At 68.7% G+C, this 13,158-nt stretch carries 20 protein-coding genes; 7 read left to right on the forward strand and 13 right to left on the reverse strand.

Translation table 11 applies throughout. The features are described from left to right. Positions 1–106 precede the first annotated feature (106 nt). The 5 genes from rpl7ae to ACQUQ0_RS08695 all read left to right on the forward strand — a co-directional run bounded on the left by rpl7ae (position 107) and on the right by ACQUQ0_RS08695 (position 1,741). Positions 107–469, forward strand: a complete 363-nt coding sequence (gene rpl7ae / locus ACQUQ0_RS08675; RefSeq protein WP_372389844.1) for a 50S ribosomal protein L7Ae — start codon at positions 107–109, stop codon at positions 467–469. Between the two features lie 6 nt (positions 470–475). After that, a complete protein-coding gene (locus ACQUQ0_RS08680) occupies positions 476–700 on the forward strand; it encodes a 30S ribosomal protein S28e (protein ID WP_049986948.1) in 225 nt (74 codons plus the stop codon). A 1-nt stretch (position 701) separates the two neighbouring features. Continuing rightward, positions 702–887: a 50S ribosomal protein L24e gene (locus ACQUQ0_RS08685; protein ID WP_372389845.1), complete on the forward strand. Its 186-nt coding sequence runs from the start codon at positions 702–704 to the stop codon at positions 885–887. Continuing rightward, complete coding sequence (gene ndk / locus ACQUQ0_RS08690; RefSeq protein WP_435184577.1) at positions 884–1,366, forward strand: nucleoside-diphosphate kinase; 483 nt, start codon at positions 884–886, stop codon at positions 1,364–1,366. Before ACQUQ0_RS08685 ends, ndk begins: the two co-directional genes overlap by 4 nt. Positions 1,367–1,450: 84 nt before the next feature. After that, entirely contained in the window at positions 1,451–1,741 is a 291-nt protein-coding gene (locus ACQUQ0_RS08695) for a hypothetical protein (protein ID WP_435184579.1), read from the forward strand. Positions 1,742–1,747: 6 nt separating this feature from the next. On the opposite strand, the gene ACQUQ0_RS08700 is transcribed toward ACQUQ0_RS08695, so the two are convergent. From ACQUQ0_RS08700 to ACQUQ0_RS08735, 8 genes are all read right to left on the reverse strand, one after another. Next, positions 1,748–2,818, reverse strand: coding sequence for a methionine synthase (locus ACQUQ0_RS08700; RefSeq protein WP_435184581.1), 1,071 nt, complete (start codon positions 2,816–2,818; stop codon positions 1,748–1,750). Beyond that, positions 2,818–3,828, reverse strand: a complete 1,011-nt coding sequence (locus tag ACQUQ0_RS08705; RefSeq protein ID WP_435184583.1) for a 5-methyltetrahydropteroyltriglutamate--homocysteine methyltransferase — start codon at positions 3,826–3,828, stop codon at positions 2,818–2,820. The genes ACQUQ0_RS08700 and ACQUQ0_RS08705 overlap by 1 nt, the downstream gene beginning before the upstream one ends. A gap of 62 nt (positions 3,829–3,890) precedes the next feature. Beyond that, positions 3,891–4,532, reverse strand: coding sequence for a HemK2/MTQ2 family protein methyltransferase (locus ACQUQ0_RS08710; RefSeq protein WP_435184585.1), 642 nt, complete (start codon positions 4,530–4,532; stop codon positions 3,891–3,893). After that, the gene (locus ACQUQ0_RS08715) at positions 4,529–5,770 is read right to left on the reverse strand and encodes a mechanosensitive ion channel family protein (RefSeq protein WP_435184587.1); all 1,242 of its coding nucleotides are present in this window, start codon (positions 5,768–5,770) and stop codon (positions 4,529–4,531) included. Before ACQUQ0_RS08715 ends, ACQUQ0_RS08710 begins: the two co-directional genes overlap by 4 nt. A gap of 10 nt (positions 5,771–5,780) precedes the next feature. Next, positions 5,781–6,641 carry a 16S ribosomal RNA methyltransferase A gene (locus ACQUQ0_RS08720; protein ID WP_435184589.1) on the reverse strand — a complete coding sequence of 287 codons (861 nt, stop codon included), beginning with the start codon at positions 6,639–6,641 and terminating at the stop codon, positions 5,781–5,783. A 64-nt stretch (positions 6,642–6,705) separates the two neighbouring features. Then, positions 6,706–7,347, reverse strand: a complete 642-nt coding sequence (locus tag ACQUQ0_RS08725) for a DUF655 domain-containing protein (protein WP_435184591.1) — start codon at positions 7,345–7,347, stop codon at positions 6,706–6,708. A gap of 98 nt (positions 7,348–7,445) precedes the next feature. Further along, entirely contained in the window at positions 7,446–7,802 is a 357-nt protein-coding gene (locus ACQUQ0_RS08730) for an RNA polymerase Rpb4 family protein (RefSeq protein WP_372389861.1), read from the reverse strand. Positions 7,803–7,810: 8 nt separating this feature from the next. Beyond that, entirely contained in the window at positions 7,811–8,101 is a 291-nt protein-coding gene (locus tag ACQUQ0_RS08735; protein ID WP_435184592.1) for a 50S ribosomal protein L21e, read from the reverse strand. 149 nt (positions 8,102–8,250) lie between these two features. On the opposite strand from ACQUQ0_RS08735, the gene ACQUQ0_RS08740 reads away from it, so the two are divergent. Next, positions 8,251–8,526 carry a hypothetical protein gene (locus tag ACQUQ0_RS08740; RefSeq protein WP_435184593.1) on the forward strand — a complete coding sequence of 92 codons (276 nt, stop codon included), beginning with the start codon at positions 8,251–8,253 and terminating at the stop codon, positions 8,524–8,526. Between the two features lie 277 nt (positions 8,527–8,803). On the opposite strand, the gene ACQUQ0_RS08745 is transcribed toward ACQUQ0_RS08740, so the two are convergent. From ACQUQ0_RS08745 to ACQUQ0_RS08755, 3 genes are read right to left on the reverse strand one after another with little or no spacing between them, the layout of a single operon-like run. After that, positions 8,804–9,070 carry an elongation factor 1-beta gene (locus ACQUQ0_RS08745; protein WP_372389866.1) on the reverse strand — a complete coding sequence of 89 codons (267 nt, stop codon included), beginning with the start codon at positions 9,068–9,070 and terminating at the stop codon, positions 8,804–8,806. Between the two features lie 3 nt (positions 9,071–9,073). Further along, the gene (locus ACQUQ0_RS08750) at positions 9,074–9,253 is read right to left on the reverse strand and encodes an HVO_2753 family zinc finger protein (protein ID WP_372389868.1); all 180 of its coding nucleotides are present in this window, start codon (positions 9,251–9,253) and stop codon (positions 9,074–9,076) included. A 45-nt stretch (positions 9,254–9,298) separates the two neighbouring features. Continuing rightward, positions 9,299–10,558 (reverse strand): tripartite tricarboxylate transporter permease, encoded by a 1,260-nt coding sequence (locus ACQUQ0_RS08755; RefSeq protein WP_435184594.1) that lies wholly within the window; start codon positions 10,556–10,558, stop codon positions 9,299–9,301. A gap of 116 nt (positions 10,559–10,674) precedes the next feature. Between ACQUQ0_RS08755 and radB the strand changes: the two genes are divergently transcribed. After that, entirely contained in the window at positions 10,675–11,370 is a 696-nt protein-coding gene (radB, locus tag ACQUQ0_RS08760) for a DNA repair and recombination protein RadB (RefSeq protein WP_435184595.1), read from the forward strand. 64 nt (positions 11,371–11,434) lie between these two features. Here the strand turns inward: radB and ACQUQ0_RS08765 are convergent, their stop codons facing one another. Both ACQUQ0_RS08765 and ACQUQ0_RS08770 read right to left on the reverse strand, forming a co-directional pair. Continuing rightward, complete coding sequence (locus ACQUQ0_RS08765) at positions 11,435–12,580, reverse strand: CBS domain-containing protein (protein ID WP_435184597.1); 1,146 nt, start codon at positions 12,578–12,580, stop codon at positions 11,435–11,437. 107 nt (positions 12,581–12,687) lie between these two features. Further along, positions 12,688–13,158: transposase (locus tag ACQUQ0_RS08770; protein WP_435184598.1), on the reverse strand; the 471-nt coding region annotated here is incomplete at its 5' end.

Raw genomic sequence — 13,158 nt, forward strand, 5'->3', positions numbered from 1 at the left:
GCTACCGACGTGTACAGCCTGCCCGGGGTTGATGATACTCCCCGCCGTCAGGGAACCACCGTTTCCGGCGGGGCAGTCGAGCCCGCGAGCAGGAGAGGAACAAACCATGCCAGTCTACGTAGAATTCGACGTCCCAGCCGACCTCGCCGAGGACGCCCTCGAGGCCCTCGAGGTCGCCCGAGACACAGGAACCGTAAAGAAAGGAACCAACGAGACGACCAAAGCCGTCGAGCGCGGCACCGCCGAGCTCGTCTTCATCGCCGAGGACGTCTCGCCCGAAGAGATCGTGATGCACCTGCCCGAGCTCGCCGACGAGAAGGGCATCCCGTACGTCTTCATCGAGACCCAGGACGAGGTCGGCCAGGCCGCCGGCCTCGAAGTCGGCTCGGCCGCCGCCGCCATCGTCGACGCCGGCGACTCCGAGAGCCAGGTCGAAGACATCACGGCGAAGGTCGAGGAACTGCGGTAAGCCACGATGAGCGCAGAAGAGACCGCCAGCGACTCGACCTCCGCCGAGGTCATCGAGATCGTTGGCAAGACAGGGATGCACGGCGAGGCCATGCAGGTCAAGTGCCGCATCCGCGAGGGCTCGAACCAGGGCCGGATCATCACCCGGAACGTCCTGGGCCCCGTCCGCGAGGGCGACATCCTCCAGCTCCGCGAGACACAGCGCGACGCCGACTCCATCGGAGGCCGATAAGATGGTCGAAACGCGCACCTGCGACTACACCGGCGAAGAGATCGAACCGGGCACGGGCACGATGCTCGTGAAGAACGACGGCACCATCCTCCACTTCAAGGACTCGAAGGCCGAGAAGAACTACCGACTCGGCCGCGAGCCGCGCGATCTGGAGTGGACCGAAGCCGGCAGCGGGGACAGCGAATGAGCCACCACGACGAGCGCACCTTCGTGATGGTCAAGCCCGACGGCGTCCAGCGCGGGCTGATCGGCGAGATCGTCTCGCGCTTCGAAGAGCGCGGGCTGAAGCTCGTCGCCGGGAAGTTCATCCAGATCGACCAGGAGCTCGCCCACGAGCACTACGGCGAGCACGAGGACAAGCCGTTCTTCGACGACCTCGTCGAGTTCATCACCTCCGGGCCGGTCTTCGCGATGGTCTGGGAGGGCGCCGACGCGACCCGTCAGGTCCGGTCGATGGTCGGCGAGACCGACCCCGCCGAGTCCGCCCCGGGCACGATCCGCGGCGACTACGGCCTCGACCTCGGTCGGAACGTCATCCACGCTTCCGACCACGAGGACGAGGGCGCAAACGAGCGCGAGATCGACCTCTTCTTCGACGACGAGGAACTCCTCGACTACGAGCGGATCGACGAAGCCTGGCTGTACGAAGACGCCGGCGACCACTGAACGGTCCCGGCCGATCGCTTCTCCGATTTTTCGACCCCCGAGACCCATCGCTATCCTCTTTGGCGTGCGACGGGAACGCCGGGTATGCAGAAGACCTGTACGCGACTGCTGGCCGCATCGTCGCTCGTGTTCGGCCTCGCGGGCGCGCTCTTCCCGCGACGCGCCATCGACCTCGCCGGCCGGTTCGTGCTGGCGGGCTACGAGAACCCCGAGGGGCTCGAACCCAGCGAGTGGTACGTCTCGGCGTGGCGGGCGCAGTCGGCGCTCTCCGCCCTGGCCGGAGCGGTCGTGCTGGCGCTCGAATACGGGCTCGACGGCGTCGAGAACGGGGACGGAGACGCGGACGTCGGGGCCGAAGACGCCGACGCGGCGTAGCCCCTCCTACGGTTCGGGCTCGGGCGCGACGACGTCGATCTCGCCCGCGTCAAGTTCGGCTTCGACCTCGCGGGCGGCCGCCACCAGATTCTCCATCTTCTGGTAGGCGACCTCGCGGGGGAGCAGTTTGACGCCGCAGTCCGGCGAGACGGTGAGCCGCTCGGGCGGGACCACCTTCAGTCCCTCCTGGATGTTCGATTTGATCTCCTCGACGGACTCGACCTCGGCGTCGTGGACGTCGACGACGCCCAGGGCGAGGTCGGGCTCGAAGTCCGGCTCCCGGAAGACCTCGATCTGCTCGTAGCCGTCGTTGCAGAGCTCGACGTCGAACTCGTCGATCGGGAAGCCGTTGATCTCGGGGTAGATCCGCGAGTAGTCGCCGTAGCAGACGTGCAGGCAGATCCGGACCTCGTCGGGGATGCCGTCGACGATCCGTTCGAGGGACTCGCCGACGATGGCGTGGTCGTCCGGCGTCGTCGCCAGCGCGGGCTCGTCGATCTGGACGTACCGCGCGCCGGCGTCGACGAGCTGTTCGACCTCCTCGTTCACCAGGTCCGCGAGGTCGTACGCGAGCGCGGCCTCGTCGTCGTAGGCCTCGTTGAACGACCAGCGCGCGAGGGTGTAGGGACCCGTGATCGGCACTTTCACCGGCTTTGCCGCGACGTCCGAGGTGAACTCGAACTCGTCGACGAGCCACGGCTCGTCGTATTCGACCTCGGAGACGACCGAGGGCTTGTTGAAGTAGTTGTGGCCCCAGACCTTCACCGGGCCGTTGAACTCGTAGCCGGGGATCCGGTGGGCGAAGTACTCGACCATCTCTTCCCGCCGCATCTCGCCGTCGACGACGGTGTCGAGGCCGGCGCGTTCGTGCTCGCGGGTGATTACGCGTGCGGCGTCGTCGTGTGCTTCGCTCAGGTCCTCGTCGTCGAACTTCGCGTCGGGGTCGTCAACGAGGTCGCGGACGCGATTGAGCCACGTCGGCTTGGGGTAGCTGCCGACGACGGTGGTGAGCAGGAAGTGCTCGGCGTCGTGGTCGTCGGGGCGGAACTGCTCGCGGTTGTCGGCGTCCCGGGCCATCAGGCCGTCACCTCCTGATCGAGGTCGGCCGCCGCAGCCAGCGCGCCGAGTTTCTCGCGGTACTTGTTCACGGGCAGGTAGAACGGCTCGGTGTTCGTCGCGAGGTAGACCGTCTCGAAGTCCGTCGCGGGCACCTGCTCGCGGAACCACGAGGCGCGCTCGCGCAGGGTCTCGCCGGACTCGACGAGCGTGTTCTGGCCGTCGGCGACGCCCAGCGCGACGTCCTCGGGGCAGCCGTACTCGGAGGCGTTGTAGACCGTCCGCTCGCGGTCATCGGCGACGAGGTCGAGGCCGACCGCCGAGACGTCCGCGTCCAGGAGGTGCGCGTAGGTCTTCTCCGAGAGCGCGCCGAAGTAGGTGTGGACGACGACGTCGGCGTCGGTGGCCGCGGCGACGGTGTCGATCGCCTCGGGCACGTCAGCCGCGATGTCGTCGTCGGGCGGCGCGGCGACGAGCGAGGGATCGAGCAGGAAGAGCGTCTCGTGGTTGGGGAACGCCGCGACCTCGTCGGCGAGGAACTCCGCGACGGCGGCGAGGAACTCCGCCTCGTCGCCGTAGTGCTCGTCGGTCGCGAGGTCGGCGAGCGAGTAGGGGCCCGGCAGGACGGCCTGGAGCGGGGCGGCGCCGTCGAGGAGTTCCGCCGCCGCGTCCAGTTCCCCGGCCACGTCGCCGGAGGGCGTCAGCTCCTCGACGACGCGCGGATCGCGGTAGAAGTTGTTGTTGTCGTAGTAGCGGACGATCCCGCCCGTGTCGACGCTGTCGTGGACCGCGAGCGGGTGCGCGAGCATATCGTCCCACCGGAGCTGGCCTTCGACGATCCGATCGAGGCCGGCGTCGCGCTGGTCGTCGACGACGTCCGAGCGCGCGCGGTCGTACGCGTCGGCGATCTGTCCGGACTCGTCGCCGCCGATCAGGTCGCCCTTCTGGTGCCCCTTGAGGTCTGCGAGCTCCGACTTCGCCCAGTCCGGGAGCGGGAACAGCCCGGGCGTCGTCGCGAGGAGTTCTGTCATCGCCCGTGGCTAAGAAATGCTGTTGCTTAATATTTTCTATGCGCTTATATTCCTATTGGTAATTATTCGGCGTCGGACCGAAGCGCCACGACGGTGAGCGTCTCGAACGGATACGACTCCTCGACGACGACCTCGTGGGCGAACCCGCAATCGGCGGCGTGTTCGAGGACCTCGTCGTAGCCGGTGAGCGAACTGACGAGAAGCAGGACGACGCCGTCGGGTGCGAGCGCCCGCCCGACGGACTCCAGGAACGGATCGACCAGTTCGCGGCCGGACTCACCGCCCGAGAGCGCCCGCTCCATCCAGTCGTCCCACTCGTTGTCGGGGTCGGTCGGGAGGTACGGCGGATTGAACGCCACCGTGTCGAAGGCGCCGTCGGCGAACGGCTCGACGAGGCTGCCGCGGACGACCTCGAACGCGGGCGCTTCGCCCCCGTCGCCGTCGGAGACGGCGTCGACCGCTCGCTCGCGGGCCGCGCGGCAGGTGTGGGGATTGAGGTCGCTCGCGACGACGGCGTCCACGTCCGGGGCGTCGGTCGCGGCCCGCTCTGCGACCCAGCCGGAGCCGGTCCCGACTTCGAGCAGCCGGCCGCGACCCCGCTCGACGACCGCGGTGGCGAGCAGTCCCGAGTCCTCCGCGGGCTGGTAGACGTGGGTCTCGACGCCCCGGCTCTCGGCGAGGTCGCGGGCGGAGTCGTCGGTCACGAGGCCTCTCCGTCGGTCCCGTCGGTTTCGGACCGGTCCCCGCCGCTATCCCCGCTGTCGGGGTCGCCACCGTCAGCGGCGGGCGGTTCGGCCGCGGCCGACTCCTCCGCGGGCGCGCCCTCGCCCGCGAGGACGAGGCCGCCGGCCTCCTCCCGGCCCGTCAGCTCGCGCTGCGGGAACGGGATCTTGATGCCCTCCTCTTCGAGCGCCTCCTTGACGGCGCCGATGACCGCCGTCTGGGAGCGCCACTTCCGCCGCGCGCTCGGATTGTCGATCCAGTACCGGACCCCGAGCACGACCGCGGAGTCGCCGAGCCGCTTGAGCACCACCTGCGGCGTGGGGACGTTCATCGGATCGTCGAGTCCCGAGACGGCCTGTTGGGCGACCTTCGCCGCGCGCTCCGGGTCGGCGTCGTAGTCGATGCCGACCTCGACCTCGATCCGGAGGCGGCCCTTGCGGCTGCGGTTCACGAGGCTCTCCGAGGAGACCACGTCGTTGGGGATCATCACGTACTCGCCGTCGAACGTCTGGATCCGGGTGTTGACGATCGTGATGTCGGTGACGATGCCCTCGTGGTCGCCGACCTGGATCCAGTCGCCGATCTCGAAGGGGCGGGAGAACATCAACACGAAGCCCGCGAGTAGGGCGCCGAGGGTCTGTCTCGCGGCCATCCCGACGACGATGCCCAGGAACCCCGCGCCAACGAGGATGCCGCCGACGTTGATACGCCACAGCGACAGGACGATCACGAACGCCAGGAGGTAGAGGGACACCTGACCGACCCGGAAGGCGATCTCCCGCTCGTGCTCGCCGAGCGACGAGCGTGTCTGGGCGATCTCCTCGACGAGCTGTCGGATCAGGCCCGTCATCGTGTACGCGCCGACCAGGAAGAGCGCGGAGATGCCGATCCGGACGATCGTCTCGGGGCCGTAGTTGCTCCCGAAGACGCCCAGCAACTCGTCCGAGAGCCCCCAGACCGCCACGATCACGAGGCCGCCGACCGCGGCGACGATCATCGTGCCGATCGTGACGAGCACGTGCCAGGCGGTCGGCGGGAGCCGCTCGGGCTCGACCGCGTGGATCCGCTCGGTCCGGGCCAGGAGCGCCATCACGAGGACGCCGATCGCGAACGTGACCGCGATCCGGGCGGGCGTCGACGACACGATCTTCGGGATGCTGGCGAGCGCGTCGCCCACGCCGCCGGCGGCCGTCTGGGTCGTCTGGATAGGGAGACTCACGGGGAGCACCTCAGCGGCCGTGTTCGTCTGCGATCTCGGCCAGTCTGGCGAAGGTCTCGGGCGCGAGCGAGCCCGCGCGCTTGCGGAGCAGGTCCGGGTCCTCGGCCTCGACCGCCTCGACGACGGCCTCCGGCTCCGAGAGGCCGGAGATGTGCGCCGTGTTCCGGATGCCGTTGCGGATCGTCTTCCGCCGCTGGGTGAAAAGCGCCTTCACGAAGTCGAAGAAGAACGCCTCGTCGCCGACCGCGTAGTCCGGCGCGCGCGGCGTGAGGCGGACGACCGCGCTCTCGACGGCCGGCGCGGGGTCGAAGGCGTCCGGGGGGACGATCTCGACCACCTCGACCGCGGCGTAGTGTTGGGCGCTCACAGAGAGCCGGCCGTAGTCGTCGGTGCCGGGCTCGGCGGCCATCCGCTCGCCGAACTCCCGCTGGAACATCAACACGAGGGGGCGCCCCTCCGGCAGGAGCCGGAAGGCGATCTCCGAGGAGATGCCGTACGGGAGGTTCGAGACGCAGGCGGAAAACGCCGGGAGATCGACCGACAGCGCGTCGCCTTCGAGCACCGTCAGGCGGTCGGCATCGACCTCGGAGGCGAACTCCTCCCGGAGGAACGCCGCGAGGTCGGGGTCGCGCTCGATCACCGTCACCGCGTCGGCGACGGCGAGCAGCCGGTCGGTGAGCGCGCCCGTCCCGCCCCCGATTTCGAGGAGGTGCGTCGCGTCGGCGTCCTCGGGGAGGTACGTCGGGATCCGATCGAGGACCCGGTCGTCGACCAGGAAGTGCTGGTCGCGGTCGGGGTCGCCGCGGACGCCGGCCCGCCGACGGAGGTCGTCGGGGTCGCGGAAGGCGGCGTCGGGCGTCGTATCAGTCATCGGTGTGGGTTGCGCGCGGGAGCGGGTAAACGTCTCGGCTCGGCGTATGGCGCGTGTCGTCGGACTACTGCTCGCGGCCGACGAACGTCTTGTACTTCAGGTCGTCGTCGCGGAGCTCTTCCATTATGCGCTCCGTGAGCACCTCTCGGGGGTTGTGGAGCCCGGAGACGCGGTCTTCGAGGTCCTCGAAGCTCTCGAAGGGTCCCCGCTTGCGCTGGTCGAGGATGTTGTTCCGGAGTTTCTTGCCGATCCCCGGGAGCAGATTCAGCTGGTGGAGCCGGAGCGTGATCGGCTGGGCGTCGTTGTAGAAGTCGACGAACCGCCGTTCGTTCGCGTCGATGATCTCCTCGACGGCGTACTCCAGTTCCGCGTTCGCGTTGTTCGAGAGGTCGTCGTAGTTGACCTGCTTGAAGCCCGAGACGACGTCGCGGGCCTCGGTGGGCCCGATCGCGACGCGCTCGCCGATCGAGATGTCGGCGTCGTCCGAAAGCGTCAGTTCGAAGAGGCGGAAGTCCCGCTCGCCGAGGGCGTACGCCAGCGGCGACTTCCGGTGTCGCGGACGGTCGTCGTCCGCTCGCCCGTGCGGGAGGTGATCGAGGATGACCGCATAGCGCGCCTCAACGGCCTCGGACTCGTCCGCCGCGTCGGCGGCGCTGTCGTCCGACTCCGTCGGGGCGTCGGGACTCCCGCCTTCGGTCGTAGTCATATACAGACCTATGCCTACGGATTATTTAAAAAGTGGGCCGACGGAGCCGACAGCCGCGCCGCGACGGGGGCGACCCCGACGGGTGGCGGCGCGGGCCGTCAGACGTACTTCGCGACGACGTTCAGGATGTCGTCCAGTTCGTCGCCGTCGAGGGCGTACCGCTCCTGGGCGTACACGGCCCGGAGCTCGTCCCGGCTCTGTGGGAGCAGATCCGCGATCTTGATCGCGGTCTCCGGATCGACCTTCTCCTGTTCGAGGAGCTCCTCGACGAGGTCCCTGGACTCCTCGGGATCGAGGTGGGCGAACCGATTGACGTGCTCGATCGCCCGCGCGAGCTCGTAGCGCAGCTCGCGCTCCTCGTCGGCGGCGCGCTCGGCCTCGACGTCCTCGAGGAGCACCTTGACCTCAGAGACGGTCAGGTACTCCTCGTCGACCTTCTCTTTGAAGATGGTCATCGCGTGCGCTACTCCTGCGCGCGCAGGTGGGCCGGACGGGCGATGAGCGTCTTTTCGGTGCCGCCGTCGACGATCCGGACTTTGAACGCTCGGCCCTGCTTCCCGACGACCTCGCCCGTGTGACCGTTGAATCGGGGGTGGAAGCGACCTTCCTGCACGCTCGGGTCGATCTTCAGGTGGACCTTCTGACCCTCGTCGTACTCGGCGATGGCGCGCTGCGGCGGCGACGTCCCGCGGTTTCGGGGCTTGTTCGAGAGCTTTCCTCGCGTCCCGTGGAGTGGACCGTTGGAACTCGGCATAGTCGTTGGAACCCCCTTCTTCCGACGCGGTTATAAAACGCACGTTCCACTTCCGCCGGCCGCGACTCGCGCGAGCCGCCGGCGCCGCGGCCGCCGGAGGCCGATCGATCTCGACAAAATCTAAACCACGGGATGTCGTACGGCCGAGTATGGCACAAGAATACGCATCCGGGGGACAGCTTCCCGACGACGTCGAGGTCGAGGGCGCACTCGCGGGCGACGGCGGCTCGGCACACGGAGACTCCAGTTCCCGGCTCGAACAGTTCGGGCTGGGGGTCGCAGCGAGCATTATGCTCGGCGGAGTGGTGGGGGTCGCCGCCGCCTCGGCGCTCGGAGGGAGCGGCGTCGCGCTCATCGTCGCGATCGGACTCGGGTTCCTCTTTTCGCCCCTCGTCGGGCTCCTCACGCTCCGCCGCGCCGAATAGTCGGTCTCCTCGCACCGCTCTCGGCCGGAGGCGATCCGGAATACCGCGACAGGCACAGCCGCGGCTGGCGGACGTTCCGGGCGGAGAGAAAACGGAGCGGAGCGCGCCGAAAACTCATACTGTCGGACACAACTGTTTCATAGCGATTACTCTCGTTTCTTACCGCCGAACGCCACCCCCGGTAACGGCGTTCGGCGGTAAACTGGGAGAGTAATCACTATCAAGATATTCGCCGCCCCGGGCGGCGAAATTCTTCACAGACTTGTGTCCGACAGTATCAGATGCGGCCGACGTTTTCGACCGAGACGCTCTCGACGCCGTCGACGTCGGCGAAGGCCTCCTCGACGGCCTCGGTGCCGCCGGCGTCGTCGGGGACGATCACCGTCGGGAGGAGCGCGACCAGGCCGAACGCGACGTCGTCACGCTCGAAGCCGTTGATCTTCGCGCCCTCGGGCAGCGACTGTTCGAGCCGCTCTTGGAGCTCGTCGAGGTCGATTTCGGGGCTGTTCGGCATCACCTTGATCTTGGCTGCGACTTTTCCCATCGTTCAGGGTCCCATGAACCCGCAGTCGGGGCACTCGTAGAGGTTGCTCTGCTTTCGGCACTTGGCACACCGCGAGATCTCGTGGCCGCACTCCGGGCAGTCGAACGTCGCCGCGCTCATCCCGGAGATGTTGATGCCACAGGACACGCACTGTCGGGCGTGTCGCTGTTCGGACTGGCTCATACGCTATCTGATCCTCCCGTGACTTTTAACGGTTGTCTTTCCCGGTCACCCCAGCAGTATCGGGCCGAACAACACCCCCATCAGGTGGACGCGTCGGGCGCCGACGCGGGGCGGCAAGAGCCCGACCAGCGCGGCGAGGCAGAACACCGCGCCGCCCAGCACCCCGGCGAATCCAACGGCGAGCGCACCCAGGAGACCGAGCACGGCGAGCGCGAGGGGCCGACGCGGGAGCCGGCGGACGGCGCCGAGGTACCACTCACCGACAGTCACGAGCAGGCCGATCCCGGCGCCGGCCGCGAGCACGAGCACGGCGAGTGCGCCCGCCAGCGACGACGGATCGAGCGTCGTCCCGACGCCGACGCCGCTCCCGAGCGATTCGAGCGCCACGGTCACGCCGCTCCGGGGCGCGCCCAGAACCAGGAGCGACGCCACGGCGAAGACCGCCGTGGCCGTGTCGGCGCCGCTCGTGGCCACGACGTAGGCCCGATCGGAGCCGCGTCCCGCCGGGCCGCTGCCACCCGCGCCCCCGAGCGCCAGCACGGCCGCGACGCCCGCGGAGACGCCCGGGAGGTAGCCGACGAGCGCGCCGCCGCCGGCGCCGGAGCACGCGGCCCGGAGGGTCGCCGCCGGCGACAGCCCGAGTTCGGTGCCCTCCTGTGGTGGGATCTCGCCCCGGGCAGAGAGCGCATCGAGCAGCACGGGCGCGCCGAACAGGCCGCCGAAGAGCGGGGCGAGCATCGACGCCGCGTCGGGCGGGGCCAGCGGCCCCGCAGCCGGGAGATCGAGCGTCAGGAGACCGAGCGCCGTGGCGGTCGCGAGACAGAGCAGGCCCCCGACGCGGGCGCGCCGGGTCGGCTCGGCGAGGATCAAAAGCGCCGCGACGAGCGCGAGCAGGAGCGGGAGCCCCGACAGGAGCCACCCGCGCCCGGCGGCGACGGCGAGCGAGAGCGGGACCGCGGCGACGACGGCGACGACGAGCGCGACGCCGCTGCCGAGCGCCGACAGGCGGATGGCTTCCCGTCCGCGACCCGCGAGCACGAGCCGATGCCCAGGCAAGGCGCCCGGGGCGGTCGCGGCGTCCGGAACGCCCAGGACGAGCCCAGGGACGATAGAGAGGAACGTGTGGACGACGCCCGCCGAGAGCACCGCGGCGGCGACGGCGGCGGGCGGGCCGTCGATCCCCGGCGCGAGGCCGGCGAGGAGGAACGCGACGCTGTTGACGTGGAGCCCGGGGACGAGTCCCGTGACCGTCCCGAGGGCCACGCCGAGCAGGGCGTACGCGAGCGGCGTCGTCGGCGATACCATCGGCGGGAGTGGTCGCGTCCCGGTATTTGAACTCTCGCGGCGAGACGGCGCACTCCACGATTCTATCTCTTCCCCGGATCGGGGGGTTTTTCGCCGGAGCCGCCCGAGAAGGGGCCGTGTCCGACGCACTCACCACGGGGTGTCGCGCGCTCGACGAGCTCTTGGGGGGCGGCTTCGAGCGCGGCACCGTCACGCAGCTCTACGGCCCGCCCGCGGCCGGCAAGACGAACGTCGCGCTCTCGGCGGCGGTCCGGGTCGCGGGCGCGGGCGACCGCGCGGTCTACATCGACACGGAGGGGCTCTCGATCGACCGCTTCCGCCAGCTCGCCGACGCCGTCGCGGGCGACGAGGCGACGGTCGAGGAGATCACCTCGCGGCTCATCGTCTCGGAGGCCCACGACTTCGAAGAGCAGGAGCAGGCCGTCCGCGACGCCGAGGAGTTCGCCGAGCGCGCGGAGCTGATCGTCCTCGACAGCGCGACGGGCTTCTACCGGCTGGAGCGGACCGCCGACGGCGAGGCCGGCGAGTCGCTCCGCCGGGTCGCGCGCCAGGTCACCCACCTGCTCTCGCTGGCGCGGAAGCACGACCTCGCGGTGGTCGTCACGAACCAAGTCTTCACAGACCCCGACACCGACCGCGCACGGCCGCTCGGCGGCCACACGCTCGAACACTGGACGGGCGCGGTCGTACGCTTGGAGCGGTTCCGCGGCGGAAACCGCCGCGCGACGCTGGAGAAACACCGGGCGAAGCCCGCCGGCGAGTCGGTGACCTTCGAGATCACGGACGAGGGGTTGGCAGCGACCGAGGTCTGACGGGGTCGAAAGCGAAGACGGAAACGAGAGTCGAAAAGGAGCGAAAGCGAAGCGCCGACCCGACTTAGAGCTCGCCGAGCTTGCGGATGAGCTGGCCGCGGTACTTCTCGTCGGCGTTGAGGCCCTTCAGTTCGAGGACGTTGCGTTCGAGCTTGTCGAGCGCGACGTGGAAGGCGTGTTCGGCGCCGTAGCCCTCGCCGCTGCCCGCGACCTGGCCGTGGCTGGTCCGCAGGCGGATCTGGCACTGGATCAGCGGCGTGCCGCGGAGCTTCTCCTTGTGCTCGTGGAAGCGCACGTGCGCGTGGAGCACCTGCATCTGCTGGTACTTGTCGACGACCGTCGTGATCTCCTCGACGATCTCCGCGCGGGAGAGCGTCTCTAGCAGCCTGACGTTGGTGATCTGGACGTCCATACTCTCCTCTTCGGTGAAGGTCAGCGCGCGCAGGACGTCCGTCTTGGTGACGATCCCCTTGACCTCCTCGCCGCTCTCGGTCGGGGTCACGACCAGCCCGGAGAGGTCGTTCTCGAACATCCGCTCGACCGCGACGTCGACGGTCTCGGCGGGCCGCGCGGTGACGACCGGCGAGGACATCAGGTCGTAGACGGGCAGATCGAGCATCCGGTCGAGGTCGCCGCGGCGGTCGCCGCGGCCCTGGCGCTCGTTGTCGCGGACGACGAACTCGACGAGGTCGTGGGTGGTGATGATCCCGGTGAGCTTGCCGGAGTCCTCGTTGATGACGGGGAGCCGCGAGATGCCGTGCTCGCGGAGTCGGTTGATCGCCTGGCCGACGTGGGACTTCTCGCCGACGGTGACGACGTCCTCGGAGTAGATGTCCTCGACGGAGATCGCATCGAGGCTGTCGATGACGGCGTCGAGGATCGCGTCGCTGGTGACGACGCCGTAGAGCTTCGAGCCCTCGTAGACGGGCGCGATCTTCACGTCGCCCTCGACGAGCATCCGCGCGGTCTCGCGGACGTCCTCGTGGCGGTCGACGCGCGGTGCGGACTTCATCACGACGGAGGCCTTCGTGTCGTCTTCCATCCGGGAGCGCACGAGCTGCTTTTCGCCGATCACGCCGGCGTACTCGCCGTCTTCGGTGACGACGATCCCCCGCGGGTTCTCGCGCTCAAAGATCGCGCGGATCTTCCCCAGGCGCTTGTCGGCGTCGACTTCAACGAAATCAGGAGTGGCAATATCAGTAATATCCATAATGGAGTAGCCTCCGCCTGATCGTAGGCCGCCTGCCGTCTTGAAACTTCGTCCCGTTCTCACCGCGCTGGCAGCGGCGAACGCGCCGTGAGTGCATTGGTGTTCGGTTAAGCACTGGATCGCCTCCTGAAGGCCTCAGCTACTCGTTCGCTGAGTAAGAGCCGCGATTTCTCTGGTTGGCGGGCGTCACGAAACATCAGCTCCGCCAGGTTCGGCGGTGGATGGCCGAACGATTGGGCCAGATCTTCGAGGATGAGCTGGGCGAGAGACCGGAAGGTCTTCGCCCAGCGTTCTCGGGGAAACACGATCTCTGGGAACAGCTCCTGAAACACCCCGAGTAAGGCTCTGCTGACCGTCAGCGTCAGCAGAGCCGCCACCACTAACAGCTCGACGATCGCTGGATCACTCGTCAGGAACTTCTCCAGCCCATACAGCGACTTCAGTTCCCGGAACAGCAACTCCACTTCCCACCGCAACCCGTATAGCGCCGCAACCTGCCTCGGAGTGAACTCATCGGGCAGATTCGTCACGTACAGGTGGTAGTCGTCGGTGTCCTCGTTGCGGACACCGACGACGCG

Source organism: Halobellus sp. EA9 (assembly GCF_051195055.1).
Lineage (GTDB): Archaea > Halobacteriota > Halobacteria > Halobacteriales > Haloferacaceae > Haloquadratum > Haloquadratum rubicundus.

Excerpts from the sequence above, each read along its gene's own strand:
- rpl7ae (WP_372389844.1), top strand. The coding sequence starts at position 107 with ATGCCAGTCTACGTAGAATTCGACGTCCCAGCCGACCTCGCCGAGGAC.
- ACQUQ0_RS08680 (WP_049986948.1), top strand. The coding sequence starts at position 476 with ATGAGCGCAGAAGAGACCGCCAGCGACTCGACCTCCGCCGAGGTCATC.
- ACQUQ0_RS08685 (WP_372389845.1), top strand. The coding sequence starts at position 702 with ATGGTCGAAACGCGCACCTGCGACTACACCGGCGAAGAGATCGAACCG.
- ndk (WP_435184577.1), top strand. The coding sequence starts at position 884 with ATGAGCCACCACGACGAGCGCACCTTCGTGATGGTCAAGCCCGACGGC.
- ACQUQ0_RS08695 (WP_435184579.1), top strand. The coding sequence starts at position 1,451 with ATGCAGAAGACCTGTACGCGACTGCTGGCCGCATCGTCGCTCGTGTTC.
- ACQUQ0_RS08700 (WP_435184581.1), bottom strand. The coding sequence starts at position 2,818 with ATGGCCCGGGACGCCGACAACCGCGAGCAGTTCCGCCCCGACGACCAC.
- ACQUQ0_RS08705 (WP_435184583.1), bottom strand. The coding sequence starts at position 3,828 with ATGACAGAACTCCTCGCGACGACGCCCGGGCTGTTCCCGCTCCCGGAC.
- ACQUQ0_RS08720 (WP_435184589.1), bottom strand. The coding sequence starts at position 6,641 with ATGACTGATACGACGCCCGACGCCGCCTTCCGCGACCCCGACGACCTC.
- ACQUQ0_RS08725 (WP_435184591.1), bottom strand. The coding sequence starts at position 7,347 with ATGACTACGACCGAAGGCGGGAGTCCCGACGCCCCGACGGAGTCGGAC.
- ACQUQ0_RS08730 (WP_372389861.1), bottom strand. The coding sequence starts at position 7,802 with ATGACCATCTTCAAAGAGAAGGTCGACGAGGAGTACCTGACCGTCTCT.
- ACQUQ0_RS08735 (WP_435184592.1), bottom strand. The coding sequence starts at position 8,101 with ATGCCGAGTTCCAACGGTCCACTCCACGGGACGCGAGGAAAGCTCTCG.
- ACQUQ0_RS08740 (WP_435184593.1), top strand. The coding sequence starts at position 8,251 with ATGGCACAAGAATACGCATCCGGGGGACAGCTTCCCGACGACGTCGAG.
- ACQUQ0_RS08745 (WP_372389866.1), bottom strand. The coding sequence starts at position 9,070 with ATGGGAAAAGTCGCAGCCAAGATCAAGGTGATGCCGAACAGCCCCGAA.
- ACQUQ0_RS08750 (WP_372389868.1), bottom strand. The coding sequence starts at position 9,253 with ATGAGCCAGTCCGAACAGCGACACGCCCGACAGTGCGTGTCCTGTGGC.
- ACQUQ0_RS08755 (WP_435184594.1), bottom strand. The coding sequence starts at position 10,558 with ATGGTATCGCCGACGACGCCGCTCGCGTACGCCCTGCTCGGCGTGGCC.
- ACQUQ0_RS08765 (WP_435184597.1), bottom strand. The coding sequence starts at position 12,580 with ATGGATATTACTGATATTGCCACTCCTGATTTCGTTGAAGTCGACGCC.